This window comes from Alcaligenes sp. SORT26 (assembly GCF_017377875.1).
Lineage (GTDB): Bacteria > Pseudomonadota > Gammaproteobacteria > Burkholderiales > Burkholderiaceae_B > Alcaligenes > Alcaligenes parafaecalis.
In genome coordinates, this window is record NZ_CP070975.1 from 623,766 (window position 1) to 648,670 (window position 24,905).

Sequence of the window (24,905 nt, forward strand, 5' to 3'; positions counted from 1 at the left end):
CGGGAAGGAGCACATCATGGCCTTGCAGATTCGTCGTTCTGCCCTGGAGCAAGTTCTGAATCATGCCAAGCAGGATCACCCCATCGAGGCATGCGGACTGATTGCCGCCCAAGAAGGCTCGCTGGTGGCCGAGCGCGTGCTGCCCATGCAAAACCGGGCCGCTTCGGACGTGTTTTACCAGTTCGATTCACGTGAGCAATTCCAGGTCTATCGCCGTCTGGATGAGGACGATCAGGAGTGCTGCGTGATCTATCACTCCCATACCGCCAGCCAGGCCTTTCCCAGCAAGGACGACATTGATTTTGCAGGCCATCCCGAACTGCATTACCTGATCGTGTCCACCTGGGACCAGGCCACGGTGCCGGTTCGATCCTTCCGGATTATCGACGGCGGCGTCACTGAAGAAACCATTGTCATCGTCTAGCAAGCCGCGTATCCCGGCTGCCACAAAAAATCATTTCCAAGGAGTTTAAGCATGTCCATTTCAGTCTCTATTCCGACCTTGCTGCGTCCCCTGACCAACGGCGAGAAAAAAGTACAGGCCCAAGGTGCGTCAGTGGGTGAAGTTATTGAACATCTGGAAGGTCAGTTTCCCGGCATCAAGGCACGCCTGATGAACGGCGAAGACCTGCATCGCTTCGTGAACATCTACGTGAACGAAGAAGACATCCGCTTTAGCGATGGCCTGAAAACCGCGACCCGCACGGGCGATAGCCTGACGGTACTGCCTGCTGTTGCAGGGGGCTAAGACCACGCGGTCTGGGTTTTCATGGTGCAAGTGCTGGTTTTCTGAATCAGCACTTGGCGTGCGCATCACTCTGGTTTGGAACTATGTCTGAATTACTACATGGCTGCGGATTGAGCTGGCAGATGGGGAAACAGCCCCCGTATTGGAAGGGCTTGCCTATCGCTTTGGGGCGCCAGGCCCGATTGTTGGGCCTGACCGAGCAAGGCTTGTCCGCCGCTCAGCAGGACGAGGCGGTTTTCAGCCTGCATTCGCCTGATTTTGGAACGATTAGCACGCGGCTTGAAACTGAATCGGGCGGCATGACACAAGCGGCCATCAGCGAGCTGAGCATGCAGGCTGCCAGCGGCATTTTGTCTGTACATGGACGCTCCAGCGGCCCCTCCGGCACGCTGGGTCTGGATTACTTGGCGGTGTTAAGTTCGGCCATGAGCTTGCAAGCCACATTGGCCGCTGCGTTGGGTCAGTTGCGTGGCGGGCGTTTTTCTACGGTGTCGGTCTCGCCCTTGGGCTGCGGCTTACTGAGCATTGGCCAGTATCTGGCGGGCGCGACAGTCAGCCAGGACCCGGAGCAGTTATTGGCAGGCAGTTATGACGCCGGTTTGCGGCCGCCCTTTATCTCGCAAGACGGTGTGGTCTTTGAACTGGAAACCTTGGACCCCCGACCCTGGCGTGCATTTTGGGAGGCAGTAGGGGTTCCTGCAGACTTGGCAGGTCAGGCGTGGAAAGCTTTTTTGCTGCGCTATGCCAAAGCCGTGTGTCCCATGCCCGCCGCATGTTTAAGCAGGTTGCAAGCGCTGAATTTTGCTCGCTTGCAGGAGCTGGCTTTACAGACAGGCATGGCGATTTTGCCGGTGCGCACGCCAGCCCAGCGTCAGATGGATGGTGATTACGCCGCCCTGGCTGGTTTATGGCAGCACCAGGGGCAGGCGGCTTCTGGTTCCTTGCGTGCCTTGCCCTCGAATGCGGATCTGCCCTTGCGCGGTTTGCGAGTGGTGGAGTCATGCCGCCGAATTCAGGGCCCAATTGCCGGTCACTTGCTTGCGCTCCTGGGGGCCGAGGTAATTCGTCTAGAGCCTCCGGGCGGCGATCCTTTGCGTGCCATGCCACCGTGTGTGGATGGTTGTTCTGTACGGTTTGATGCGCTGAATCAATTAAAGACCGTGCAGGAAGTGGACATCAAGTCAGCCGAAGGCAGGCAGGCTATCTACGAACTGGTGCGCGAATCGGATGTGTTTCTGCACAACTGGGCACCGGGCAAGGCGGCTGAACTGAAGCTGGATGCTCAGGATTTGCATGCCGTGCGCCCCGATCTGGTTTACGCCTATGCCGGAGGCTGGGGGCAGGAGCAGGTGGATGCCCCGGGTACGGACTTCACGGTGCAAGCTTGGTCGGGCATTGCCCACACCATCTCTCAAACCTCGGATGCGCGGGGTGGGTCCTTGTTTACGGTGCTTGATGTGCTGGGCGGGGTGATGGCCGCGCTGGGTATCAGTGCCGCCTTGCTGCGCCGGAGTCTGACCGGGTCGGGCCTGCGCGTAGACAGCTCCTTGTTGGCCACGGCCGACCATCTGGTCCAGGCCGTCTCTCCCATCAGTAAAACCGGCGTTTCTGCGGTGTTCCAGACAGGCGAGGGCTTCATCGTCATCGACTGCCAGGATCAAACGCATCTGAACGCGTTGGCCGGGTGGCTGAATGTGGCCCCCGATGCGGTCTGGACGGTCTTGCCGGATCGTCTTCTGTCCCAGTCTGCTCTAAGCCTGGAAACGCAACTGGACGTGCTGGGCATACCGGCTCGCACCGTTCATCGCAATCTGGCGCAACTGCGTGCTGATCCACGCCTGGCGTCTCATTTCCATGACAAGGGCTATTCGTCTGTTAATTCTCCCTGGAGGTTTTTATGAATCACGCTGGCATCATTGATCTGGTCCCTGCGTCATTGCGCCAACGCTGGATAGAGGACGGTACTTACCCGAACAAGCCGGTCTTTACGCTGTTCGCGGAAAAAGCCCAGGCTCATCCCGACAGGCTGGCCGTGCTCTCGCCCGAGGGTAACGTCAGCTACAGCGCCTTGATGGACGCGGCCTTGCGCCTGGCAGGCAGCTTGCGTCGTTCCGGCATTATGGCGGGCGATGTGGTGGCCTATCAGCTCAGCAACCATTGGGTGTGCTGCGCCATTGACCTGGCCGCAGCGGCCTTGGGCGCAATTGTTGCGCCATTTCCGCCCGGACGGGGCAAGCTGGATATTCAATCGCTGGTGCGTCGTTGCGATGCGCGGGCGGTGATTGTGCCGCATGAATATGCAGGCATTGATTTGTGCGAAGTCATCGAGTCCTTGCGGCCTACCTTGTTGTCCATGCGGGTATTGATCGTGCAAGGTCCATCCCGTCCCGGTTGGGTGACGCTGGATTCCTTGTTTGAGGGCGAGCCTTTGGCCTTGTCCGAGCTGCCTGAGGTGTCCCCCAATTCGCCAGTGCGTTTGCTGGTGTCTTCGGGCACGGAGTCCGAACCCAAGCTGGTGGCTTATTCGCACAATGCGCTGGTGGGTGGACGTGGCCGTTTCCTGCAACGTATCTCTCCCAACGATATGGAGTTCCGGGGCATGTACTTGGTGCCGCTGGGCTCTTCGTTCGGGTCTACGGCCACGTTTGGTGTGCTGTGCTGGTTGGGTGGATCTTTGGTGGTTCTGCCTAAATTTGATGTGCCTAGCGCCATTGCCGCCATCAATGCTTTCAAGCCCAGCTTTATCCTGGGCGTGCCCACAATGTTCCAGCGCATCGCCGCAGCGCCCGAACTGGAAAAGGCCGACAAATCCAGCTTGCGTGGTTTGATCGTGGGCGGTTCTGTCATTGACGAAGCGACGGTGCGCCGTTGCGTGGAAGCGTTTGAGTGCGGCTTTATCAGTTTGTATGGCTCGGCGGACGGAGTGAACTGCCATAACACGCTGGAGGACCCTATCGAGGTGGTCTTGAGCAGTGTCGGCACCCCCAATCCCCAGGTGTGCGAGATTCGCCTGATTGATGATGAAGGCGAAGAGGTGCCGCAGGGCGAAGTAGGTGAAATCACGGCACGCGGCCCTTTAAGCCCCATGCAATATGTGAACGCTCCGGAACTGGATGCGCAGTATCGGGACGAGCAGGGTTGGGTGAAAACAGGGGACTTGGGCTACATCAATGCGCAAGGGCAACTGGTGCTGGCGGGCCGCAAAAAAGACATCATTATTCGTGGTGGCGCCAATATCAGCCCCGTGCAGATTGAAGGCTTGGTGATGGCGCATCCTGATGTGGTCACCGTGGCTTGCGTGCCGGTGCCGGATGCGGATTTGGGACAACGCATTTGCTTGTGCGTGACGGTACGTGAGGGGGCGACGCGTTTTTCCCTGAAAGAAATTACCGACTTCCTGCGTGAACAGGGTCTGGAAGTGAACAAACTGCCTGAATATCTGCGCTTTTATCGCAGCCTGCCTTTGACACCGGCGGGCAAGATCGACAAACGGGCATTGGCAGCGGATGCGCAGGCTGTCGGTTCCAGCGCCCAGGCCAAGACGGGGATCGCAGCATGAGCCACATCCCCCTTTCCAGCGCCGCCCTGGGCCGCAAGCTGCGGCAGTTTGTGGATACAGAAATTATTCCCAACGAGGCCATTTTGGCCCAAGGGGATAATCTGGCCCGTGAACTGACCTTGGATCTGACGCGTCGTGCGCAACAAGCTGGCTTGTTTGGCAGCTTTTACCCCATGCACCGGGGTGGCCGCTTGAGCAGCCTGGTCGACTATTTGCCCGTCGCCGAACAGGAAGGCCGCTCTGAATATGGCCCCGGTATTTTCGGTGCAGACGCCACGCTGGATGCGTATATGTTGAGTCAGCACGGCTCGGCCAGCGTCAAACAGCGTTTTCTGACGCCCCTGATCAAAGGCGATGCGGTATCCAGCTACGCCATGTCCGAGCCAGACAGCATCGGCTCCATTCCCGCCACCATGCAATGTCAGGCTCGCCTGAAAGAGGGGCAATGGCATATCAATGGGCGCAAGTGGTTTATCTGCCGTGCCCAGGTCGCCAGCTTTGCCACCGTTGTGGCGCGCAGTTCGGACGGGCCAATTAACGAGTCCCTGTCCATGGTGATTGTGCCCACGGATGCCGTGGGCTTTAAGGTGGTACGGCCTTTGTCCCTGCTGGGACGGTATCAGGGCCAGAACGAGCTCTCTTTCAATGATGTGGCTGTGCCGGAAGACTATGTGCTGGGGACGGCCGGGCAGGGCATTGCTCTGATGCAAAAGCGTCTGGCCTTGGGGCGTATCTTGCGCTCGGTGCAGTGGCTGGGGCTGGCTCAGCGCAGTTATGAGGTCATGTGCGAGCGTATCCATTCCGAGCGTGGCGAGCTGGCACGTTTGGCGGACAAGCAGTTGGTTCGGGCGCGAGTCTACAAGGTGTACCGAGCAATCATGTCGGCCCGCTGCTTGCTGCGGGAAGCCGCGCTGAAGTTCGATGCCGGTTTGCCCAATTCGGTGGAGGTCAATGTGGCCAAGCTGGCGGCGTCTGATGCAGTTAGCGAGGCTGCTGATTCTGCTATCCAGATCATGGGGGCGGAAGGTCTGGCGGATTGGAGCCCCTTGTCGGGCATCTACCGGGCTGCCCGTACCACGCACATTCTGGATGGGGCCGACGATGCCCTGATCAGTACCGTCGGCAAGCACTTGTTGCAGGCCCAATACGCGATTCAGGAAACGGCAGACATGAACAAGGCGGTGGCATGACCGTATCCACCACGGCCTCCCGTTCGCCCTGGGTGTTGGCCAGCTTGATGACCCTGGCCATGGGCATGCCCATGATGGTGTTTTACGCCATCGGCGTCCTGGGCCCACAAATCATCCAGGATCTGGGTATCTCGCGTGAACAATTGGGCTGGCTGACGACCAGCACCTTTGGACTGGCTGCCTTGCTCTCGCCCTGGGCGGGGGCGTTGGTGCAGCGTATGGGTAATCGGCAAGGCTTGTTTTACTTGTTCTTGCTGGTGGCCCTGTCCTTTAGTCTGATCGCCGTATTACCCGGATTCTGGGGTGTGCTGACAGCCTTGTTGTTATGTGGGCTGGCGCAGTCCTTGGCGAATCCGGTAACCAATCAGGCGATTGCTCAACTGGTTCCGGCGCAACGCAAAGCGGGGATGGTGGGTATCAAGCAATCTGGTGTACAGGCGTCGGCCTTGTTGGCGGGTTTGGTTCTGCCTACGCTGGCTTACAAGCTGGGTTGGCGGGGGGCTTTTGTGGTGTGGGTGCCCGCCATGTTGTGCCTGTCTTATTTTGCCTTGCAGATCTTGCCGGTTCGGGCTCAAACCACACCTGTCGCGATGGCCTGGCGTCTGCTCTGGCCCAGCAAACAGCTTTGGCTGCTGATGGCGATTCAGCTTTGCGCCGGTCTGGTCCTGTCCTCCTTCATCACCTTTTTGGGTGTCTTTGCGCAGCAACTGGGTGTGTCACCGTACTGGATAGGCATGCTGGTCAGCGGCTTTGGCGTCATGGGCATTGTGTCTCGTGTATTGCTAACGCCTGTTGCCGCCCGGTTTGGGGACGAAACCCTCTTGCTGGGTATCTTGTTCGTCATCCCGATTGTGGCCTTGCTCTTGATGATGCTGGCCGCGCCTGAACGGCTCTGGCCCTTAGGGGCAGGGGTTCTGGCAATTGGGCTGACGCTGGTGGCCACTAATGCAATCGCCATGAGCATGTTGCTGCGCGATGCCCGCTTTGGTGCCCCCGCTCGCACGGCAGGTTTGCTGTCTGTCGGGTTTTTCGGTGGCTTCGCATTCGGCCCGCCTCTATTTGGTTTGCTTTTGAGATCACCCGAAGGTTTTGCTACCGCCTGGCCTTTCTTGATGGGCATCCTAGTGTGCGCCAGCTTGTTGTGCCTGGTTCTGTACCAAGTGCGTCGTTCGACGAAAGAGGATTGATGGGATGTCTATAGAAGCATTGGGAGCAGCCAGTATTACGTCCTTGTTTAGCAATATGGACCGGGTTGCCGAGCAGTGTGGCGAGCAGTTTCCCCTGTTTCGGCAAGATAAGGCCGAGCAATGGACACTGTCACGCCGGGGTTCCTGGTTAGGTGGTTTTTGGGCGGGGCTGTGGTGGCGACGCGCCTTGATTAGCGGCCAAGCCGAACATAAAGAGCAGGCCTTGCAGTGGAGTCAGAAACTGCAAGTCTGGATGGACGAGCCCAGCATCAATCGCAGCTTTGTGTTCTGGTATGGCTCTGGTTTGGGCAGTACCTTGCATGGAGATCAGCAGGCACTGGACTCGCTGAATCAGGCGGCGCAGGCCGTGCTGCAAAGCTTTGACGCTTCTAATGGTTTCTGGCCTTTGGGTTCAGGCATGGGTGGGGGTGAAGCGGGGCAACACATATTGAATGTCGATGCCCTGGCCCCCACGCTGTTGCTGCTGGATGCGCAGGGTGGCCCCGTGGCGCGTCAGTTGGGGCAATGGCATGTGGATGCCTGCTTGCGTTATCTGCAAAAAAGAACCGGGGCCTGGCGCGACACCGTGTTGCTACGCGGGCAGGAAGTGCTGGCTGAGAAGGGGGCGGAAACCTGGCAAAGAGGGCAAGCCTGGGCCATGTTGGGTATGGCTACCGCCGCGCGTTTGTACGATAAGAAATCCTATGCTCAAGCGGCGTTGAAGGCTTGCCATTATTGGCATGAGCATTGGGGGAAATATGCGCAGGGCTTGTTAAAGCAAGCAGAGCCTTCGGCACCTCTAGACCGATCTGCGTGGGCGATTGCCTCGCTGGCCATGCATGAGTTGTGGCGAGTGCTGCCAGACCAACAATGGCTGCAGGATCAATCACGCTTGCATTTGGATGCCTTGCTGACACCGGAGTTAAGTGAAACCGGGCGCTTTGTGGGGCATCTTTACAAGATTGCGCCGGGGCAGTCGGAGCTGGTGGAGTCGGCATGTGCCAGTTTCTTTTTATTGGAAGCCTTGCTGGCGCATGAGGTGCCTTCATAATAAGCAGATCCGGACTTGATTGCCGCTTGAAAGACCCACGACCCATGCATATCAGATTAGCTACACAGGCAGATTACGAAGGCTTGCTAGCCTTGGATAGCGTCGTCCCGCAAGAGCCTGAGCGTGCCGGGCAGATTCAGGTGTGGATTCAGCAATCTCATTGCCATGTCGTTGAGCGGGCGGGTGCATTGCTGGGCTATGGCGTTTTGAACTATCAGTTCTTCGGTCATGGCTTTGTCGAGATGTTGATGGTGGGGGAGTCTGGTCGAGGGCAGGGAGCAGGTTCGGCTTTGCTGCATTACTTCAGGCAGATTTGCCGTACAGACAAGTTGTTTTCTTCCACCAATCAATCCAACCGCATCATGCAGGGTTTGTTTTTGAAGCAGGGCTTTCAGCGTAGCGGCATCATCGAAAACCTGGATGAAGGAGACCCGGAGCTTGTCTATGTTTCCTTGTCCAACGCGCGGCTGGCTAGAGAGTCTGCTTGCAGGTCAAAACCGTGAATCGATTTTGACCTGTCCATGAGCAAGACAGCGAAACGCGTCAGGAGATCTGCAAAGATCCTGTTGCCCCCATCAGTAAATCAATGACATCTGGCGCGGTGATGATCTCAAAGCGGGGGTCCATTTGTTCGGCGCTGAGTCCGTTATGCACCATGCAAGACTTGCACACTGCCACACGTCCTCCTTGGTCCAGATATTTCTTCAAGAGCTCAGCCGCAGGCTCAAAAGGTGCGCCGATATTAATCGGGTCTGCCGCGCCGGGAACGCCCAGGGCGACGCCCTCGGCCATCAAGATCAGGCAGGCGCTATGTCCTTTTTGAACGGCATTGGTGGCCATGGTCAGTGCCACTGTCACCTTGTCGGGATTGCCCTGTGCATGGAAAAGCGTAGAAACAAAAGCAGCGGGTTTAGGCATACCAGTTCTCCTTGATTCATTCAGGCGTCACTTCTGTCGGTTTTAACGGAAGCGCGTTTTGCATTCAAATTTTTGACTGCATTAATTCAGTATATGCTAAATTAAGATTTATCTAAATTAAGAAATAAAAATAGCTGGATAAATCATGAGCCAAAGCAAATCCGATATCGAGCTTTTGCAGGAGAGCGCTGATCAAGCTGCTGCCTTGTTGCAGGCGGTGGGCAATCCCAAGCGCCTGGTCATTCTGTGTCTCTTGATTCAACAGGGGGAGATGAGCGTGGGGGCCTTGAACGAGATGGTGGCCTTGAGCCCCTCGGCCCTGTCACAGCATTTGGCGCGCATGCGTCAGGAGGGTTTGGTCAGCTATAGACGCCAGGCTCAAACCCTGTACTACCGCATTGAAGACCCCAATGTCGCCAAGTTGATTGGCACACTAAAAGACATTTTCTGTCCCTAAGCCGGTGGGTTTGAGGGGGAGCAGGGCGTCTGGATGGAGCAGTCAGGCATGCCATCGCCCAAGCCGTTTTTCCCTTGCTTTTTTCTTGAAAGGAATAGCCATGAAAAGCAATGTAGGTACCTTGGATCGTATTGCTCGCATCGTTGTGGGTGTGGTGCTGATTGCCCTGGCGGCAACTCAGGTCATAGGATGGTGGGGTTGGCTGGGCGCGATTCCCCTGATCACGGGCCTGGCCGGTTTCTGCCCCTTGTATCCCATACTGGGTCTTAGTACGTGCCCCTTGAAGAAGCGTCAGTAAACCAAACGCTTTTGCTCAGGAACCGGGTGTTCTTGTCGGCGCTTTGAGTGATACCTGATTGCTCAAAGCGCCTGCTTTTATGGCTTGAAACCGTGTCTTTCGCACGGATGCTTGGCGGCCAGAACAGTGCCTGCGACTGGCCATTGCGCCAATCTATGATACAAATCTGTTCAATGTGGACATTGTTTAGGTGTATTTATGTCTGGCAACAAAGCTGAAGCGGGCAAGAGCAAAAAGATTCTGATCATTGCTGGCCCGAACGGGGCGGGCAAGACCACTTTTGCACGGTCTTTCCTCCCGGCAGAGGCAGAGGTATTACGGTTTATCAATGCGGATTTGATTGCAGCGGGCTTGTCGCCTTTTGCACCAGAAAGCGCCGCCATTAGAGCTGGTCGTTTGATGCTGGACGAGCTGAAAGAAGCGGTTCGTCTGGGCGAGAGCTTCGCGCTGGAAACGACGTTATCTGGCCAAAGCTATGTGCGTCATATCGAAAAATGGCGCGCAGCAGGCTATCGAGTCAGCCTGTATTTTTTAAGCCTGCCCGACGCGGATACCGCAATTGCGCGTGTGGCAGAGCGGGTGCGTCAAGGTGGACACAATATCCCCGAACCCGTCATTCGTCGCCGCTTTGCGGCTGGCATGAAAAACTTCCTGCATCATTATCGGGATACCGTGGATGATTGGGTTTTGTACGATAACGCAGGCAGTGTGCCGGTTCTGTTGGAGTGGGGGGAGAGAGATGAATAAAGAAGATATTTCCAAAGCAAAAAACCCGGATCTGCGGGCTTCTCTGGCCGCACTGGAACGTGCCGCTCAGTCGGCACGTTTTGTGGCCATGCAAACCAATACCTCGGTAGTTCTGGTGGAGAACGGCAAGATGATCAAGCTCACGGCAGAGCAATTGCGGCAGGAAGTCAGCAAGAGCTGATTGGGCTTGCTTGCTATTGCCGTTCTTGCCTGTTGGTGACTGGGTTTTTAGATGGCTCGTAGAGTAAGGGCTACTGGAAATAGGTCTGGAGTCGGTGTCTTAAGACGATTGGGGCACCATGTCCTGTTCGGGATATCGGCTCAAGGTCGCCAGGAACTCCGAAGGCGGATAGGTAAAGGTCTTTTTGAAGGCCACTGAATACGCACTCAAACTCTCATAGCCGCTTTCCAGGGCCGCCTGCGTGATGGACCGACCTTGCAGCAGAAACTGGATCGAAGCCATCAGCCGCATCTGTTGCCGCCATTTCCCCAGATTCATCCCCGTGCTTTTCAGAAAACGCCGATGCAAGGTTTTTGGCGTCAAGGCGTACTGCTGCGCGACCTCGTCCATTGTTCGCTGCTGGGCAGGGGAGCGCACCAGATCTTCGCAAATCCGCCTCATCAAGTCCTCGTCTGGCCAGGGCAAATGAAACGGCAGAGGGCGCAGCACGCGCAGTTCTTCGATCAATAATTGACCCAGCAAGGTATCCCTCAAGGGTGGGTTTGCTTGTGGAGCGACCTGTACCAGTGCAGCAATCAATTCGCGTACCAATGGCGTGACATGGATGACGCAATCATGGTCCGGCAGTTGTGCTGCCAGAATCTCATCAATAAATAAGCCATGCACATTCACCGCGGTCGTCGCGTTGAGCTGATGGGGGACGCCGGGCCGCAGCCATACCGCGGTGGTCGGGGGCACCAGCCATTGGCCAGTGTCGGCCTGTACCAGCAGCACTCCCTCTGTGGCATATAGAAGATGGCCACGGTGGTGGCTATGCCGGGGCACTTCATGCCCGGCGGGGTAATGCTCAATGACCCCAGTCACCAATAAGGGCGAGGTATCGGAGTGAGACAAGTCCAGCGCTCGCCCACCGCGTTCAGGGGATGCGTAGCCCATGTTCAGGAATGTCCAAAAAAATAAAACAAATGACTATTTTTTGATAGAAGGTCAGGTTCATTGCAGTCTAAAGTGCTTTTATCGTCTTCATCAAGCACTTTGGGATTGAACCTGCTGTGACTCATTTGCACTTGCTATCGCTAGGCCTACTAGCCCTGACATCCAGTCGGGGTCCGTACGCATGCGTGTGCGAATGGTCCAATCCTGGTTTCCCCAGACCCCGACTGTAGCCAGCTCCTTGGAGCAGGGAAGCCAGGTATGTCTTTCCCTAGTTTCGAGGTTTTTATGCTGGCTGATCCTTCTTACAAATACCGTCCCTTTCCCGTCGTCAATTTGCCTGATCGCCAATGGCCACAGCGCATATTGAGCAAGCCACCCGTGTGGCTGTCTACCGACTTACGTGACGGTAATCAGGCCCTGTTTGAACCCATGAACCGCGAGCGCAAACTGCGTCTGTTCCAGGAGCTGGTGCGTATCGGTTTCAAAGAAATCGAGGTGGGCTTTCCTTCAGCCTCGCAAACGGATTTTGATATTGTTCGACAACTGATCGATGAGCAGATGATTCCGAACGATGTCACGCCCATGGTCATTACTCAACTGCGTGAAGACTTGATAGCAACCACGGTGCGTAGCGTGGCGGGGGCGCGTCGCGTGATTGTGCATTTCTACAATGCGATTGCGCCTGCGTTTCGGGAAATTGTTTTTGGCATGGAGGTGCCGCAAATCATCGAGATGGTGCAGCACCATGTAGAGCTGTTCAAACGTCTGACGGCTCAGCATCCAGAAACCGAATGGGTGCTCCAGTACTCGCCCGAGACTTTCTGCATGGCGGAACTGGATGTATCGCTGGCCGTATGCAATGCAGCCATTCAGGCCTGGGATGCAGGCCCCAAGCGCCCCATGATTATCAACCTGCCGACAACGGTTGAGGTGACAACGGCGAACGTCTTTGCAGATCAGATTGAATGGATGGATCACCATCTGGATAGACGTGAACATATCGTCCTGTCGGTACACCCGCATAATGACCGAGGCACGGGTGTTGCGTGCGCCGAACAAGCCATGCTGGCGGGTGCACAACGTGTAGAAGGCTGCCTGTTTGGCAATGGCGAGCGTAGCGGCAATCTGGATGTGGTGACCTTGGCGTTGAATCTGTATACCCAAGGCATTGCTCCGGGGCTGGATTTCTCCGACATCTCTGCCGTGGCTCGCATTGCCGAAGAGGCTACTTCCTTGCCTATCCACCCGCGTCATCCCTATGTGGGCGATCTGGTGTTCACGGCTTTCTCCGGCTCTCATCAGGATGCAATTGCCAAAGGCTTTGCGGTGCAGAAAGAGGATGCTCCGTGGCGTGTGCCTTACTTGCCGGTCGACCCCAAGGATTTGGGCCGTACTTACGACAGCATCGTGCGCGTCAACAGCCAGTCAGGCAAAGGTGGCATCGCCTTTCTGCTGCAACGGGATTACGGCATTGTGATGCCGCGCCGCATGCAGGTGGAGTTCAGCGCCATTGTTCAGCAGATTGCTGATTCCAGTGAAACGGAGTTGAACAGTCAGCAGATCTGGACACTGTTCGAGGCCACCTACCTGAAAGCCAATGAGCGCCAGGGTACAGCACGCTACCAGGCACATCGTCTGTTCGATGAGGCACAAGGACAGCAGGGCATAGAGCTGCAATGTGTGAATGCCAATGGCGAGACTGAAACCTATACCGGAACGGGTAATGGCCCGATTGCGGCGACGGTCGCGGCCTTGAACTTGTCTTTGCGTATTGATAGCTACGAGGAACGCAGTTTGGGTTCCGGGGCGGATGCTTGCGCAATGGCGATTGTGGAGGCGGTCTTGCCCGGTGTGCCGGGCTCGAAGTTTGGCGTAGGCAAACACGCCAATATCGTCACAGCCAGTGTGATGGCGGTGATGAACGCAGCGGCGCGTTTTGAGGAGGTGGAAGCGTAAGCCGTCAACGGTGTGCTGTGGTCCGCGCGACGTGATTAATTGAGCAATCAGTGCGGGCCACATTCAAGGCCAGGCGCTTACGCAGGCTGCTCATCCTTCTGAGCGATGTCTTTGTCAGTGGGATGATCCAGATTCACGACCTGGCCTAGCCAACGTGCGACCACCTTCAGTTCATCTTCAGTAAAGCCATCCGACAATTGCTGATTCAAGTCCTGCAAGGTCGACTTGGCCTTGATGCTGGCTTCTTCTCCGGCTGGGGTCAGCGTCAAACAAATCTTGCGCGTATCGATATCGTCCGTCAGGCGTTGAATCAGCCCTGCGGCCTGCATGCGCTTGGACAGTCCCGTAATCGCGGCGGGAGCGACTTGCAAGGCGCTGGCGGCTTCGCCCACTGTCACGGAGCCTTGAGATCGAATCAAAAACAGCATGCCCACTTGTGCCGCGCTGATATCTGTCCATGCCGATGGTTGCTTCTGAATCCATCGTTGCAAGGCCTTATGGGCGTGATTCAACAAAAAAACAAAACGCGGCTGTGATTGCTTGCTCATGTCGGCGGCTGCTTGGCTGAGGGTGTTTTATGAATTCGATCTGGAGCTGGATTCACTTTGCGCGACCAGCCAGTCAACAACTATAGGCCAAAGTGCTTCGGCATTGCGTTTACGAAAGAAGCCCATGTGCCCAATGTGTGGCAAACCCAGCTTTTTGTGCTCCAGGTGCAGCCTTTCTATGGAGGCATTGCTCAGTGGCTCCAATAGCCGGGAGATGGCCTGTGGATTAGCCCAGGGATCATCATCAAATCCCAGAACCAGCAAAGGAATATCGACCCGACTGGCGCGTTCCTTGGCGTTGAGTGGTGGGTCGTCATAAAAATAATGAGGTTTTTGCGTCCAGCGACTCCATTGCTGCATGACGCCACGCGGCAGGTTTTCACCAAAGCCCAAACGGCGGCTGGGCATATAGCCGCACAGGCGGCACAGCACGGGAGTCAGCACCCGCATGATCAGTCCTACCTTAAAACGCTCCATGGGCGGCTGAATCAAGGCGGTAATCCCAGCATGGGACGCAATCAGCACGGCGGCATCTACAGAACGGGTCGCCGGGGAAATCGCAATGGCATGGCCCCCCACGCTATGACCTAGTGCCAGGAGGGGCAAGCCCTGGAAACGCTCTGTGAGCCAATCCGTCACATAAACCGCGTCCTCCAGCATCCAGTCGGACATGGAGACCTTGTATTGGCGTATGTCTTTTTGGCAAGAGCGCCCTATGCCCCGGTAATCGTAGGTCAAGACGACAAAGCCCAGGCTGTTCAGGTGTTCTGCAAACAGAAGGTAGAAGTCCTGTGGAACGGCAGTGGCAGGGTGGATGAGGATGACCGCTTTGGCGTTCGTGGCGGGCCACAAGGTCGCGCTGATCGGGTCTTTGCCTGCCTGCTGGATCGTCACCTGTTCCATGTTTGTCTCTGATTTTAGTTAATGTGTTAACGATATTAGAGTGACTGGAGGAGGGAGTCAATTCGGCTCAGCTAACGTTTTTTAGTGTCGCGTTTTGGTGATGTTTAGAGTTTGGGCAGCAGGGATATGTTGAGTGACGTGTCGATCTGCTTTAGCGTCGGAGGATGCTCGTTTTGCGGCTTTACATCTCCGCTACCAAGCCCTTGATCGCCTCGATATACCAGGCCTGATCATTAATCCTGTGCGTCAGAATAATCGGCGAAGTTGCCTGCGGCTCCTCCACTAATCGATAGTGCAGGTCATTACGCAGGCGTGCCGAGGTCGGTATCAAACAGAGTCCCGAATCGGCAGCCACCAGACCTAGCGCAGCCTGGAGTTCACCAGCCTCATAGACCTCCGCCGGGCGTATGCCCTGGTCGTGCAAGAGGTGCTGAATGTGGTCGGCAAAACTCGGTCTGGGCTCTTTGGGATACACAATCAGCTTTTGCCCCTGCACCTTTTTCAAGCTCACAGGCTCGTCCGAATCTGCCAAATCCGAGCTGGGCGGAAGGGCCAAAGCCAGTTGTTCTTCCCTTAAAACGGTTCTTTGCACTGACGCATCATTCAGCCGTATCCGCCCGAATCCCACATCAATACGCCCGGACTTCAATGCTTCTAACTGCTGCATGGAGGTCAGCTCGACCGTCTGCATATCCACTTCCGGATACTGATGGCGCAGCTTGCGCATCAAGGCGGGCAGGCCACCATACAAGGTCGACGCCACAAACCCTATCGACAAGGTTTGCCGCTGGTGCAGCCCGATCTGTCGGGTTGTATGCACTAGCTGATCCACCCGGCTCAATATCTGCAAAGCCTGCTCATAAAACACGCGTCCCGCTTCGGTCAGCCTCAGGGGCCGGTTATTGCGCAGCAGCAGTGTGACGCCCAGCTCTTCTTCCAACAACTGGATCTGTCGGCTAAGCGGTGGCTGGGCCATATGCAGGCGCTCGGAGGCGCGCGTGAAGTTGCGGGTTTCGGCAACGGCCACAAAATATTTGAGCTGACGTAGATCCATAAGGGAAAACCATACCTTGGCTGAATTGATGGTGTTTAGTTTCTTGATTTTTAATATTTATATCAGAAACTATACTCTAAAGGTATAGAACTAGACCTATTTAGTCTTGGAAATAGTGGGCGTGCTTCGTGTTCAATCAAGCCATGGAACACACGCGATCTTCTCAACTATTAGCAGCTCCAGCCCTGATCGAACGGGTGGAGACTTTGCTGCTGGATCTGCCTACGATCCGTCCTCATCAATTGGCGATGACGACCATGCAAGGCCAGACTTTGATGCTGGTGCGCTTGTACTGTTCGGACGGCACGGTGGGTGTGGGCGAGGGCACGACCATTGGTGGTCTGGCTTATGGCGCCGAATCGCCCGAAGGCATGAAGCTGGCCATAGACACGTACTTCACCCCTTTGCTGCTGGGCGCTAATGCCAATGCGGTGCCTGCGATCATGGCCCGTTTGAATACGGCGATTCAGGATAACCGCTTTGCCAAGAGCGCAGTAGAAACAGCGCTGTTTGATGGCTTGGGCAAGCGTACTGGTCTGCCGGTGTCGCACTTGCTGGGTGGCCGCATGCGCGACAGCCTGCCGGTGGCCTGGACACTGGCTTCGGGTAATACCGCCAAAGATATTGATGAAGCCGAGCGCATGCTGGCGCAGGCTCGTCACCGTATTTTCAAACTCAAGATTGGTCGTCGCCCGGTTAAGGATGATGTGGCACACGTGGCGGCCATTAAAAAAGCCCTGGGCGACCGCGCTGAAGTGCGTGTGGACGTGAACATGGCCTGGAGTCCTTTGCAGGCTCAGCATGGTTTGGCCGGTCTGGTCGATGCAGGCTGTTCCCTGGTGGAACAACCGGTAAGACGTGCCGATGCGCTGGCGGATCTGAAAGGCCGTTTCCCGATTGCCCTGATGGCCGATGAATCCCTGACTGGCCCGGCCTCCGCCTTTGCGCTGGCTCGTGACTGCGCGGCGGATGTGTTCGCCATCAAGATTGAACAGTCCGGTGGTTTGCGTGCCGGTTTGCAAGTGGCGGCAATTGCCGAAGCGGCTGGTATTGAATTGTATGGCGGCACCATGCTGGAAGGCGCAATCGGTACGATTGCCGCTGCCCATGTGTTCGCCACGGTGAATCAGTTGCAGTGGGGCACAGAACTGTTCGGGCCTTTGCTCTTGACCGAGGAAATCCTGGCAGAGCCACTGAACTACAGCAATTTTGAATTACAGATACCGCAAGGGCCCGGTTTGGGTATCGTACTGGACGAAGATCGTGTTCAGTATTTCCGCCGTGACAGGACGCAGGTCAGTGTGGGTTCGGCTGCCTAGTCAAAATAAGAGGTCGGTAGCACTGGCCTTGCTTGGAACACTTTTCAGGATATTAGGAGACACAGAATGAGCGTTAAAATTTTTGATACCCCCGATGTACAGGACTTCCTGCGTTTGGCTTCTGGTCTGGATCAGCCCGGTGGCAATCCACGCGTCAAGCAGATCATGTACCGCATTATCAGCGATCTGTTCAAGACCATTGAAGATCTGGAAATCACCAACGACGAGTACTGGGCAGCCGTGGCTTACCTGAACCGTTTGGGTACGGCCAGCGAAGCCGGTCTGGTTTCTCCCGGTCTTGGTTTTGACCGTTTCCTGGACATGCGCATGGACGCCATGGACAAGGAGCTGGGTCTGGACAACGGTACGCCACGTACCATTGAAGGTCCTTTGTACGTGTCGGGTGCTCCTGTGGCACAAGGTTTTGTTCGACTGGACGACGGTTCCGATACGGCTGGTGAAACCCTGATCATGCACGGTGTGGTGGTGGGTGCGGATGGCAAGGCGATTCCGGGTGCACAGGTTGAAGTCTGGCACGCCAATACCAAAGGTTTTTACTCGCACTTTGACCCTACGGGCGAGCAACAACCCTTCAATATGCGCCGCACCATCATTACCGATGAAAACGGTCGCTACAAGTTCCAGAGCATTGTGCCCAAGGGCTACGGCTGTCCTCCGGATGGTCCTACCCAAGGCCTGCTGAACGAGCTGGGTCGTCACGGTAACCGTCCTGCGCATATTCACTTCTTTGTGACGGCTCCTGGCCACCGCAAGCTGACCACGCAGATCAATATCGACGGTGATCCACTGGTGTACGACGACTTCGCTTACGCCACCCGTGATGGTCTGGTTCCACCACTGACCGAGCACACCGATCCTGCCCGTATCGCTGCCGAGAACCTGGATGGTCCTTTTGCAGAGATCGTGTTTGATATTTCCTTGACCCCGCTGGTGGAAGGCAAGGACAACCAGATCGTGAATCGTCCACGTCTGGCGGCTTAAGTTTTGCTTCAGTCCAGCGCCTGTGCTTGTTGTGCAAGCCGGGCCCTGGACTGACTCGTTTTTGCTGTGCCTGACGTAAGGGCTGTTCAGACAGCTCATCCGTAGCGTCAGTGCTTTATACGGAGAACGGAGTGATCGATAAACAGGTAAGCAGTGTTGCACAGGCTTTGCAGGATGTGCAGGACGGCGCCACGATTCTGGTCGGTGGTTTTGGAACGGCTGGCATACCCACAGAGTTGATCGATGGGCTGATCGAGCAAGGCGCTCGTGACCTGACCATCGTGAACAACAACGCGGGTAATGGCGATGTGGGGCTGGCGGCTTTGCTCAAGACGGGCCGGGTACGCAAGATTATTTGCAGCTTCCCCCGTCAGGCTGATTCCTGGGTATTCGATGACTTGTATCGCAGCGGCAAGATCGAGCTGGAGTTGGTGCCTCAGGGCAATCTGGCCGAACGATTGCGCGCCGCCGGTGCGGGTATCGGTGGCTTTTTCTGCCCGACAGGCTATGGCACAGAACTGGCCAAGGGCAAAGAAACACGATTGATCAATGGCCGCTGGCATGTCTATGAAGAACCTATTCATGGAGATGTCGCCCTGATCAAAGCCGAGCGGGGGGACCGTTGGGGGAATTTGACCTACCGCATGGCGGCGCGCAACTTCGGACCGGTCATGGCGACCGCGGCTCGCACCACGATTGCCAGCGTGTTTGAACTGGCTGAACTGGGTCAACTGGACCCTGAAACCATTGTGACGCCGGGCATTCACGTGCGTCGCGTGGTGGTGGTGCCACGCAGTCGCACCGAAGCAGGCGGGTTCAAGGCATGAACGGACAGAGCATGAAGGGGGACAGCATGACGCTTACTTATCAGCGCCGCAGTAAAGATGAATTGGCACAACGCGTCGCGCAGGACATCCACGACGGTGCTTATGTGAATCTGGGCATTGGTATGCCTACCCTGGTAGCCAACCATTTGCCTGCGGGTGTGGAAGTGGTGCTGCATAGCGAAAACGGTATTCTGGGCATGGGCCCGGCACCGGCAGCAGGCCAGGAAGATTACGATTTGATCAATGCGGGCAAGCAGGCGGTGACGCTGCTGCCCGGTGGTGCGTTTTTCCATCATGCCGACAGCTTTGGCATGATGCGTGGCGGCCATCTGGATATTTGTGTGCTGGGCGCTTTTCAGGTGTCGGCGACAGGTGATCTGGCCAACTGGAGCACGGGTGAACCCGGCGCGATTCCGGCTGTGGGTGGTGCGATGGATTTGGCCATTGGCGCGAAACAGACCTGGGTCATGATGGATGTGTTGACCAAGCAAGGCGTCAGCAAGCTGGTTGAGCAATGCAGCTACCCCTTGACCGGACTGGCTTGCGTCAAACGTGTCTATACCGATCTGGCGACGCTGGCGTGCACGCCAGAGGGCTTGCAGTTGATTGATCTGGTGCCCGGTTTGACTCACGAAGCACTGGAAGAAATGATTGGCCTGCCCATTGCTATGCCTGCTGCAGCGGCTGCACAGGGAGAAGAGTAATGACAGTCAACCCCAGCGCCCTGAATACCGAGCGAGGCATGTTCCGCGTCAGCGTGGAAGGTGATCCGCTGGCTCCCGCTCTGATCCTGAGCAACTCCCTGGGCACCACGCAAGAAATGTGGGACCCGCAGGTAGCAGGTTTTGCGAAGTCCTATCGTCTGATTCGCTATGACACCCGTGGTCATGGCGGCAGCCCGGTGACTCCCGGCCCCTATCGTTTCAAGGATTTGGGGCGCGATGCGCTGGCGATTCTGGACGCGCTGGATATTGAACGTGCCGCTTTTTGTGGCCTGTCCATGGGCGGTCATACCGGCCTGTGGTTGGGCGTCAATGCCCCTGAGCGCTTGAATGCCCTGATCGTTTGCAATAGCGCCGCCAAGATTGGTACTGCCCAGGCTTGGCAAGAGCGGGCTGACGCTCTGCGCCAAGGTGGTGCCGCGCAGATGCGTACGCTGGCAGAGTCGGCTCCTTCGCGCTGGTTTGGGGAGGCCTTCATCAAGCAGTCGCCCGAGCTGGTTAAAGCGATGCAGGACAGTCTGGCCAAGCTGGACCCCCTGGGTTACGCCGCTTGCTGCGATGCCTTGGCCGATTCGGATCTGCGCGATCAGATCAAGAGTATTACCGCGCCGACCTTGTTGGTGGCAGGCGAGTGGGATCCGGTCACGACCGTTGCCGATGCCCAAGCCATGCAGGCCAGCATTCCTGGCTCGAAAGTGGCGGTGGTACCAGCGTCGCACCTGTCCAATCTGGAAGCACCCGAAGCCTTCGAGCGTGCTGTATTGAGTTTTTTAGCCCAGGCCTGAGTGCCTGAGCTTGATTGTCGTTTTTAGAAAGGAACACCATGCTTTATCTGGTTCACATGATTGTTGATATTCCTGCTTCCCTGCCTGCCGAAGAAGCGGCGCGCATCAAGGCTGAAGAAAAAGCCTACTCGCAGGACTTGCAGCGCTCGGGCAAATGGCCGCACCTGTGGCGTGTGGTGGGGCAGTACGCCAACTACAGCGTGTTCGATGTGGAAAGCAATGAAGAGCTGCACAACGTGATCAGTGCCTTGCCCTTGTTCCCGTACATGCAGATCACCGTGACACCGTTGGCCACGCACCCTTCGGCCATTTAAGTTTCACTCGCAGTAAAAAACTCAGGTTGCGGTCCCAGCGCAGCCTGAGCAACGAGTAAAGTTGAGAATTCAAAGAACAAGACTGGGGAGACAAGAAGATGGGATTGAAAAGTGGATCGGCGTCGGTCTGGGTAGCCGGATTTTTGTCGGTGTTGATTGCGTACGCCGGGCCGTTGCTGATCTTTATTCAGGCTGCACAAGTTGGACGGATTGCCGATGCGGAGCTGATCTCCTGGATCTGGGCGATCTCCATCGGTTCAGGCTTGAGCGGCTTGCTCCTTAGTGCCTATTTGAAGCTGCCCATTATTACGGCTTGGTCAGCACCGGGCACGGCTTTGTTGCTGACCTTGTTTCCCCAGATTTCCATGCCTGAAGTGGTGGGGGCGTATCTCAGCGCAGCCTTGATTATTGTCGTCATTGGTTTGACGGGCGGTTTTGAAAAGATTCTTTCCTTCATCCCCAAAGGCATTGCCGGGGGAATGATGGCCGGTATTTTGCTGCAGTTTGGTATGGCGACCTTCAAGTCCAGTACGGATATGCCTGCCATTGTGCTGGTGATGTTTGCAGTGTATTTGCTGGGCAAACGGTTTTTGCCGCGCTACGCGATTGTGTTGGTGGCTTTGTCGGGATTTGTGATGGCCATGGCCAGCGGGCAAGTCCATATGGAGGCCTTCAAGCTGGAATTGGCCAGCCCGGTGTGGGTAAGCCCGGAATTCAATATCGCCACTTTGCTTAGCCTGACCTTGCCGTTGGTCCTGGTCAGTTTGACGGGGCAGTATCTGCCGGGCATGGCGGTGTTGCAGTTGGCAGGCTATCCCACGCCATCGCGACCCGTATTGGCGGGGACCGGCCTGGCATCGATGCTGGTGGCCTGTTTTGGTGGCATCACTATTGTGCTGTCCTCCATTACGGCGGCCTTGTGTACAGGAAAAGACGCCCATCCTGATCCCGACAAACGCTATGTCGCCGGGATTGCCAATGGCGTGTTTTACCTGCTGGGCGGAACCTTTGCCGGTTCGATTGTGTATTTATTTACCGCCTTGCCCGCGTCGCTGATTGCAGCCTTGGCGGGTCTGGCCTTGATAGGGGCCATTGTGGCCAATATGCGGGTGATGGTCAGCGAAAGTGGCTATATAGAGCCATCGGTCATCACATTTTTAACGACCGCATCAGGTATGAGCTTGTTTGGACTGGGCGCCGCATTCTGGGGCGTCGTGTTTGGCCTGTTGGCCTACCGCTTGTTGGGTTCCAGACATAAGTGAAAAAAGGAAGAGACTATGAATCAGTTGGCTGAATCCCTTGACCATGTATTAGAGCCTGTCTTGGCCGTCTTGCCACAGCGCCGTTGGGATCTGGATCGTTTGCGCGTTCTCTTGCAGTTGAATGTGCCGCCAACGGTGACCGTAGTCGGTAAATACAATCACGGCAAAAGCCGCTTGTTGAACGAGCTGATGGGCAGCGATGTGTTTAACGTCGCGGATCGCCGTGAAACAGTGGCTTTGGCCGAGCATGTGCACGAAGGCGTGCGCTGGCTGGATGCCCCCGGCTTGTATGCGGATGTCGCCTTGCAAGACGATGCCCTAGCGCGTGAAGCCATGGGTTTGCAGGCAGATATTCGCTTGTTCGTGCACGCCGCCAAAGAGGGCGAACTGGATGCACTGGAAAGCAATTTGCTGCAAGAGTTGGCGGCAGATCATCAACGTTCGCAGCGCCAGAACCTGATTGTGATCAGCCAGATCGATCAGTTGGCCGATGATGCTCAACAAGACAAAGTGCTGACAGCGATTCAGCAGCAGTGCGCCAGTGCGACCTTGCACCCTGTGTCCAGCACCCGCTATCGCCAGGGTCGTGAAGGCGCCAAGCAACGCATGCTGGAAAAAAGCGGTATTCCCGCTTTGCAGGCTTCCTTGGCAGCCGCTTTGCAGCGTGTGCCGCAAGCGCGCGAATTTGAGCGTGAAGCCTTGCTGACTAAACTGACACAAGAGCTCAATGCCTTGCAGCAAGCACAGGAACACAGCCTGAACAGTTTGCAGCAGACACAAAAGCAGCAGCGCATTGATTTTATTGAAGGCCTGAGCAAGATTCTGGAAGGGATAGAGACTGATTTGCAGCCGGTGATCAATGCACCCGGTGTAGACCATTCCCTGGTGCCCGATACCTTTGAGTTAGGTTTCAAGATGACGGCGGGCAAGCAGGAGCGCGCTCGTTTGCAGATTGCCTATTCACGTGCGTGTATCGCCATTAACGGACACTTGGTGGAATACGGTGCCGTAGGCCTGCCTGCCGCTCAACGTACGTCGGTACGCAGCATGGATACCGTCATGATCGCGGTGATGGGCGTGTCCGTGAAGTACCGTGCCGATCTACGCCGCATCTTCTGCGAGCAGGCCGGACGCGACAAGCTGGTGCAGGACTTCACGCATTATTTTGAAGTCTCGGACGGCCGCGTTGCCTTGGAAAAGCAGATTGAGCTCACCGAGAGCCAGCTTGAGCAAACACGTCAGGCTTTGGAAGGTCTGTCCACATTGGAGCATGCGTAATGTCGGTGGAACGCTCGTTTATCCAGGCCGTTGCGGCGCTGAATCCTGCCAGTCAGGATATGCAGCCTGCTATTGCCAAGATGGAGCAATGGCTGGTGGATCTGGGCCAGACGACCGTGGCCCAAGCCTTGACCGGTACTGCGCTGGTCGAGCAGGGCGCCTTGGCGCAGAGTGCCCGGCATTTGAATCAGCAATTGCAGCAGCAGCGCGAGAGTTGGGCAGATTCCTGGACTGCGCTGGCACCGGCTCAGGATCTGGCGGATCGCTTCCGGGATCGCATCATGCTGCTGGTGTTTGGCTCCTTTAACGCTGGTAAAAGCTCGTTATGCAATTTCCTGGCTGATCGGTTTCGGCGGCAAGGGCAGAGCGTGGATTTCTTCCGCTTGGCGGATGGGCAGATACAGCCTATGCCTGAAGGGTTTCAGGAAGGCGCGACGGAAACGACGGTGGCTTTGCAAGGAGTTTGCCTGGGCGAAAAACTGGTCTTGCTGGATACCCCCGGCCTGCACTCGGCCAATGCCCATAATGCTGCTTTGACGCAGCAGTTTCTGGAAAGTACCGATGCGCTTTTGTGGCTAAGCAGTTCCAGTGCGCCGGGGCAAGTTCAGGAGCTGGGTGATTTGCTGGTGGAGCTGCGTCGCAACAAGCCTTTATTGCCGGTTATCACTCGTAGCGATCGCATTGAAGAAGATGAGATCGATGACGAGATCGTTAAAGTTCTGTGCAATAAAACGGTAGAAAACCGCCAGTTGCAGGAAGAAGATGTAATGACTCGCGCTGCACAGGCCTTGAACCATTGGGGCCTTGGTAGTGATCTGCTCAAACCCGCGGTGTCCTTGTCCGTGCATATGGCGCGTAGCCAGCAGGACGACGTGCAGGGGCTGGAGCAGGCGGGTTTCGAGCGCCTGTATCTGGCAGTCCAGGATCTATTGGGACCGGCCTTGGCTTACAAGCAACGCAAACCGGCCGAATTGCAGTTGCACCATATTGAAGAGGCCATACTTGGCCCCTTGACGCAAACCCTGGAACAAGCGGCTGCCCAATTGCGTCAGCGTATTGATGAGCAAACGGCCTTGCTGCAAGGGGCCGTACAAACTCTGACAGAAAGCACCTGGCGTCGTGTTGTGCCGCAATTGCCTACGGTGCTGGAAGCCCATGCCGCCAAGCAGGATGTGGCGGCCGTGCGTGCCGAGCTTGGGCAGAGCGTAGCGCAAGAGTTGGCAGCGCAAAGCCAGGTTCTGCTGAGCAATTATCAACTGATACAGCCTGCTGCACCCACGCTGATGGTGCCTGCCCATATTGGCTATGAAGTCTTTCAGGAGCAGGAAGAAGGGCAAGCGCCCCTGATTGACTACAACCGTCTGTATATGAGCCTGAATGATGTGATTATGGACAGCGCCCAAGCTTTGGCCGAGCCGCTTGTCGAGCAGGCTGAGCACAGTCTGGAACAGGTAAGGCAAGAACTGCTGCAACTGGAAAATGCGGTGGCCGAACAGGCGCAATCCCTGGAGGCGATCAAGCATCAATTGCACATAGCTTGAAGTATCGATGTTTCGGTATTACAAGATCATGTAGAGTAGAGAAACGTAGTTTATCTAGCCGTCAAAAACCCGTGTTGATTTCGCAGATTGTGGCTTATTTGTTGAAATGCTAATGAGAATTG

Annotated in this window: 27 protein-coding genes; 22 read left to right on the top strand and 5 right to left on the bottom strand. The window is 56.3% G+C overall.

Annotation, left to right across the window (positions count from 1 at the left end; genetic code table 11):
* The first annotated feature begins 16 nt into the window (after positions 1-16).
* The 8 genes from JYG33_RS02845 (at position 17) to JYG33_RS02880 (ending at position 8,238) form a co-directional block, all read left to right on the top strand.
* Positions 17-424 carry a M67 family metallopeptidase gene (locus tag JYG33_RS02845; RefSeq protein ID WP_207874176.1) on the top strand — a complete coding sequence of 136 codons (408 nt, stop codon included), beginning with the start codon at positions 17-19 and terminating at the stop codon, positions 422-424.
* A gap of 51 nt (positions 425-475) precedes the next feature.
* Complete coding sequence (locus JYG33_RS02850) at positions 476-748, top strand: MoaD/ThiS family protein (protein WP_207874178.1); 273 nt, start codon at positions 476-478, stop codon at positions 746-748.
* 83 nt (positions 749-831) lie between these two features.
* The gene (locus tag JYG33_RS02855) at positions 832-2,649 is read left to right on the top strand and encodes a CoA transferase (RefSeq protein WP_243430258.1); all 1,818 of its coding nucleotides are present in this window, start codon (positions 832-834) and stop codon (positions 2,647-2,649) included.
* Positions 2,646-4,307 carry a class I adenylate-forming enzyme family protein gene (locus JYG33_RS02860; protein ID WP_207874180.1) on the top strand — a complete coding sequence of 554 codons (1,662 nt, stop codon included), beginning with the start codon at positions 2,646-2,648 and terminating at the stop codon, positions 4,305-4,307. The genes JYG33_RS02855 and JYG33_RS02860 overlap by 4 nt, the downstream gene beginning before the upstream one ends.
* On the top strand, positions 4,304-5,497 hold the full coding sequence (locus tag JYG33_RS02865; protein ID WP_207874182.1) for an acyl-CoA dehydrogenase family protein: 1,194 nt from the start codon (positions 4,304-4,306) through the stop codon (positions 5,495-5,497). The genes JYG33_RS02860 and JYG33_RS02865 overlap by 4 nt, the downstream gene beginning before the upstream one ends.
* A complete protein-coding gene (locus JYG33_RS02870; RefSeq protein WP_207874184.1) occupies positions 5,494-6,684 on the top strand; it encodes an MFS transporter in 1,191 nt (396 codons plus the stop codon). The genes JYG33_RS02865 and JYG33_RS02870 overlap by 4 nt, the downstream gene beginning before the upstream one ends.
* 4 nt (positions 6,685-6,688) lie before the next feature.
* The gene (locus tag JYG33_RS02875) at positions 6,689-7,735 is read left to right on the top strand and encodes a hypothetical protein (protein WP_207874186.1); all 1,047 of its coding nucleotides are present in this window, start codon (positions 6,689-6,691) and stop codon (positions 7,733-7,735) included.
* Between the two features lie 44 nt (positions 7,736-7,779).
* On the top strand, positions 7,780-8,238 hold the full coding sequence (locus JYG33_RS02880) for a GNAT family N-acetyltransferase (protein ID WP_207874188.1): 459 nt from the start codon (positions 7,780-7,782) through the stop codon (positions 8,236-8,238).
* 40 nt (positions 8,239-8,278) lie between these two features.
* Here JYG33_RS02880 and JYG33_RS02885 read toward each other — a convergent pair whose 3' ends face one another.
* On the bottom strand, positions 8,279-8,653 hold the full coding sequence (locus JYG33_RS02885; protein ID WP_207874190.1) for a DsrE family protein: 375 nt from the start codon (positions 8,651-8,653) through the stop codon (positions 8,279-8,281).
* Between the two features lie 145 nt (positions 8,654-8,798).
* Between JYG33_RS02885 and JYG33_RS02890 the strand changes: the two genes are divergently transcribed.
* The 4 genes from JYG33_RS02890 (at position 8,799) to JYG33_RS02905 (ending at position 10,336) form a co-directional block, all read left to right on the top strand.
* The gene (locus JYG33_RS02890; protein WP_207874194.1) at positions 8,799-9,110 is read left to right on the top strand and encodes a metalloregulator ArsR/SmtB family transcription factor; all 312 of its coding nucleotides are present in this window, start codon (positions 8,799-8,801) and stop codon (positions 9,108-9,110) included.
* A gap of 100 nt (positions 9,111-9,210) precedes the next feature.
* Positions 9,211-9,408 carry a DUF2892 domain-containing protein gene (locus JYG33_RS02895; RefSeq protein WP_207874196.1) on the top strand — a complete coding sequence of 66 codons (198 nt, stop codon included), beginning with the start codon at positions 9,211-9,213 and terminating at the stop codon, positions 9,406-9,408.
* 198 nt (positions 9,409-9,606) lie between these two features.
* Positions 9,607-10,155 (top strand): zeta toxin family protein, encoded by a 549-nt coding sequence (locus JYG33_RS02900; RefSeq protein WP_207874198.1) that lies wholly within the window; start codon positions 9,607-9,609, stop codon positions 10,153-10,155.
* The gene (locus JYG33_RS02905) at positions 10,148-10,336 is read left to right on the top strand and encodes a hypothetical protein (RefSeq protein WP_207874200.1); all 189 of its coding nucleotides are present in this window, start codon (positions 10,148-10,150) and stop codon (positions 10,334-10,336) included. The genes JYG33_RS02900 and JYG33_RS02905 overlap by 8 nt, the downstream gene beginning before the upstream one ends.
* Before the next feature lie 99 nt (positions 10,337-10,435).
* Here JYG33_RS02905 and JYG33_RS02910 read toward each other — a convergent pair whose 3' ends face one another.
* Positions 10,436-11,272 (bottom strand): helix-turn-helix transcriptional regulator, encoded by an 837-nt coding sequence (locus JYG33_RS02910; RefSeq protein WP_207874202.1) that lies wholly within the window; start codon positions 11,270-11,272, stop codon positions 10,436-10,438.
* 285 nt (positions 11,273-11,557) lie between these two features.
* Between JYG33_RS02910 and JYG33_RS02915 the strand changes: the two genes are divergently transcribed.
* The gene (locus JYG33_RS02915) at positions 11,558-13,228 is read left to right on the top strand and encodes a 2-isopropylmalate synthase (protein WP_207875714.1); all 1,671 of its coding nucleotides are present in this window, start codon (positions 11,558-11,560) and stop codon (positions 13,226-13,228) included.
* 77 nt (positions 13,229-13,305) lie between these two features.
* Here the strand turns inward: JYG33_RS02915 and JYG33_RS02920 are convergent, their stop codons facing one another.
* The 3 genes from JYG33_RS02920 to JYG33_RS02930 form a co-directional block, all read right to left on the bottom strand.
* Positions 13,306-13,776 carry a MarR family transcriptional regulator gene (locus JYG33_RS02920; RefSeq protein ID WP_207874204.1) on the bottom strand — a complete coding sequence of 157 codons (471 nt, stop codon included), beginning with the start codon at positions 13,774-13,776 and terminating at the stop codon, positions 13,306-13,308.
* A gap of 27 nt (positions 13,777-13,803) precedes the next feature.
* Positions 13,804-14,679 carry an alpha/beta fold hydrolase gene (locus JYG33_RS02925; RefSeq protein ID WP_207874206.1) on the bottom strand — a complete coding sequence of 292 codons (876 nt, stop codon included), beginning with the start codon at positions 14,677-14,679 and terminating at the stop codon, positions 13,804-13,806.
* Positions 14,680-14,860: 181 nt separating this feature from the next.
* On the bottom strand, positions 14,861-15,733 hold the full coding sequence (locus JYG33_RS02930; RefSeq protein WP_207874208.1) for a LysR family transcriptional regulator: 873 nt from the start codon (positions 15,731-15,733) through the stop codon (positions 14,861-14,863).
* Between the two features lie 143 nt (positions 15,734-15,876).
* Between JYG33_RS02930 and JYG33_RS02935 the strand changes: the two genes are divergently transcribed.
* The 9 genes from JYG33_RS02935 to JYG33_RS02975 all read left to right on the top strand — a co-directional run bounded on the left by JYG33_RS02935 (position 15,877) and on the right by JYG33_RS02975 (position 24,783).
* A complete protein-coding gene (locus JYG33_RS02935; protein WP_207875715.1) occupies positions 15,877-17,052 on the top strand; it encodes a muconate/chloromuconate family cycloisomerase in 1,176 nt (391 codons plus the stop codon).
* Between the two features lie 66 nt (positions 17,053-17,118).
* Positions 17,119-18,054, top strand: a complete 936-nt coding sequence (gene catA, locus JYG33_RS02940) for a catechol 1,2-dioxygenase (RefSeq protein ID WP_207874210.1) — start codon at positions 17,119-17,121, stop codon at positions 18,052-18,054.
* 131 nt (positions 18,055-18,185) lie between these two features.
* Entirely contained in the window at positions 18,186-18,881 is a 696-nt protein-coding gene (locus tag JYG33_RS02945; protein WP_189393034.1) for a 3-oxoacid CoA-transferase subunit A, read from the top strand.
* A 26-nt stretch (positions 18,882-18,907) separates the two neighbouring features.
* Positions 18,908-19,585 carry a 3-oxoacid CoA-transferase subunit B gene (locus JYG33_RS02950; protein ID WP_207874213.1) on the top strand — a complete coding sequence of 226 codons (678 nt, stop codon included), beginning with the start codon at positions 18,908-18,910 and terminating at the stop codon, positions 19,583-19,585.
* On the top strand, positions 19,585-20,388 hold the full coding sequence (gene pcaD / locus JYG33_RS02955) for a 3-oxoadipate enol-lactonase (protein WP_207874215.1): 804 nt from the start codon (positions 19,585-19,587) through the stop codon (positions 20,386-20,388). Before JYG33_RS02950 ends, pcaD begins: the two co-directional genes overlap by 1 nt.
* A 38-nt stretch (positions 20,389-20,426) precedes the next feature.
* Positions 20,427-20,702 (top strand): muconolactone Delta-isomerase, encoded by a 276-nt coding sequence (catC, locus tag JYG33_RS02960; protein WP_207874218.1) that lies wholly within the window; start codon positions 20,427-20,429, stop codon positions 20,700-20,702.
* 98 nt (positions 20,703-20,800) lie between these two features.
* Positions 20,801-21,964 carry a benzoate/H(+) symporter BenE family transporter gene (locus JYG33_RS02965; RefSeq protein ID WP_207874220.1) on the top strand — a complete coding sequence of 388 codons (1,164 nt, stop codon included), beginning with the start codon at positions 20,801-20,803 and terminating at the stop codon, positions 21,962-21,964.
* 15 nt (positions 21,965-21,979) lie between these two features.
* A complete protein-coding gene (locus tag JYG33_RS02970; RefSeq protein WP_207874222.1) occupies positions 21,980-23,242 on the top strand; it encodes a GTPase in 1,263 nt (420 codons plus the stop codon).
* Positions 23,242-24,783, top strand: coding sequence for a GTPase (locus JYG33_RS02975; RefSeq protein ID WP_207874226.1), 1,542 nt, complete (start codon positions 23,242-23,244; stop codon positions 24,781-24,783). The genes JYG33_RS02970 and JYG33_RS02975 overlap by 1 nt, the downstream gene beginning before the upstream one ends.
* The last annotated feature ends 122 nt before the right edge of the window (positions 24,784-24,905 follow it).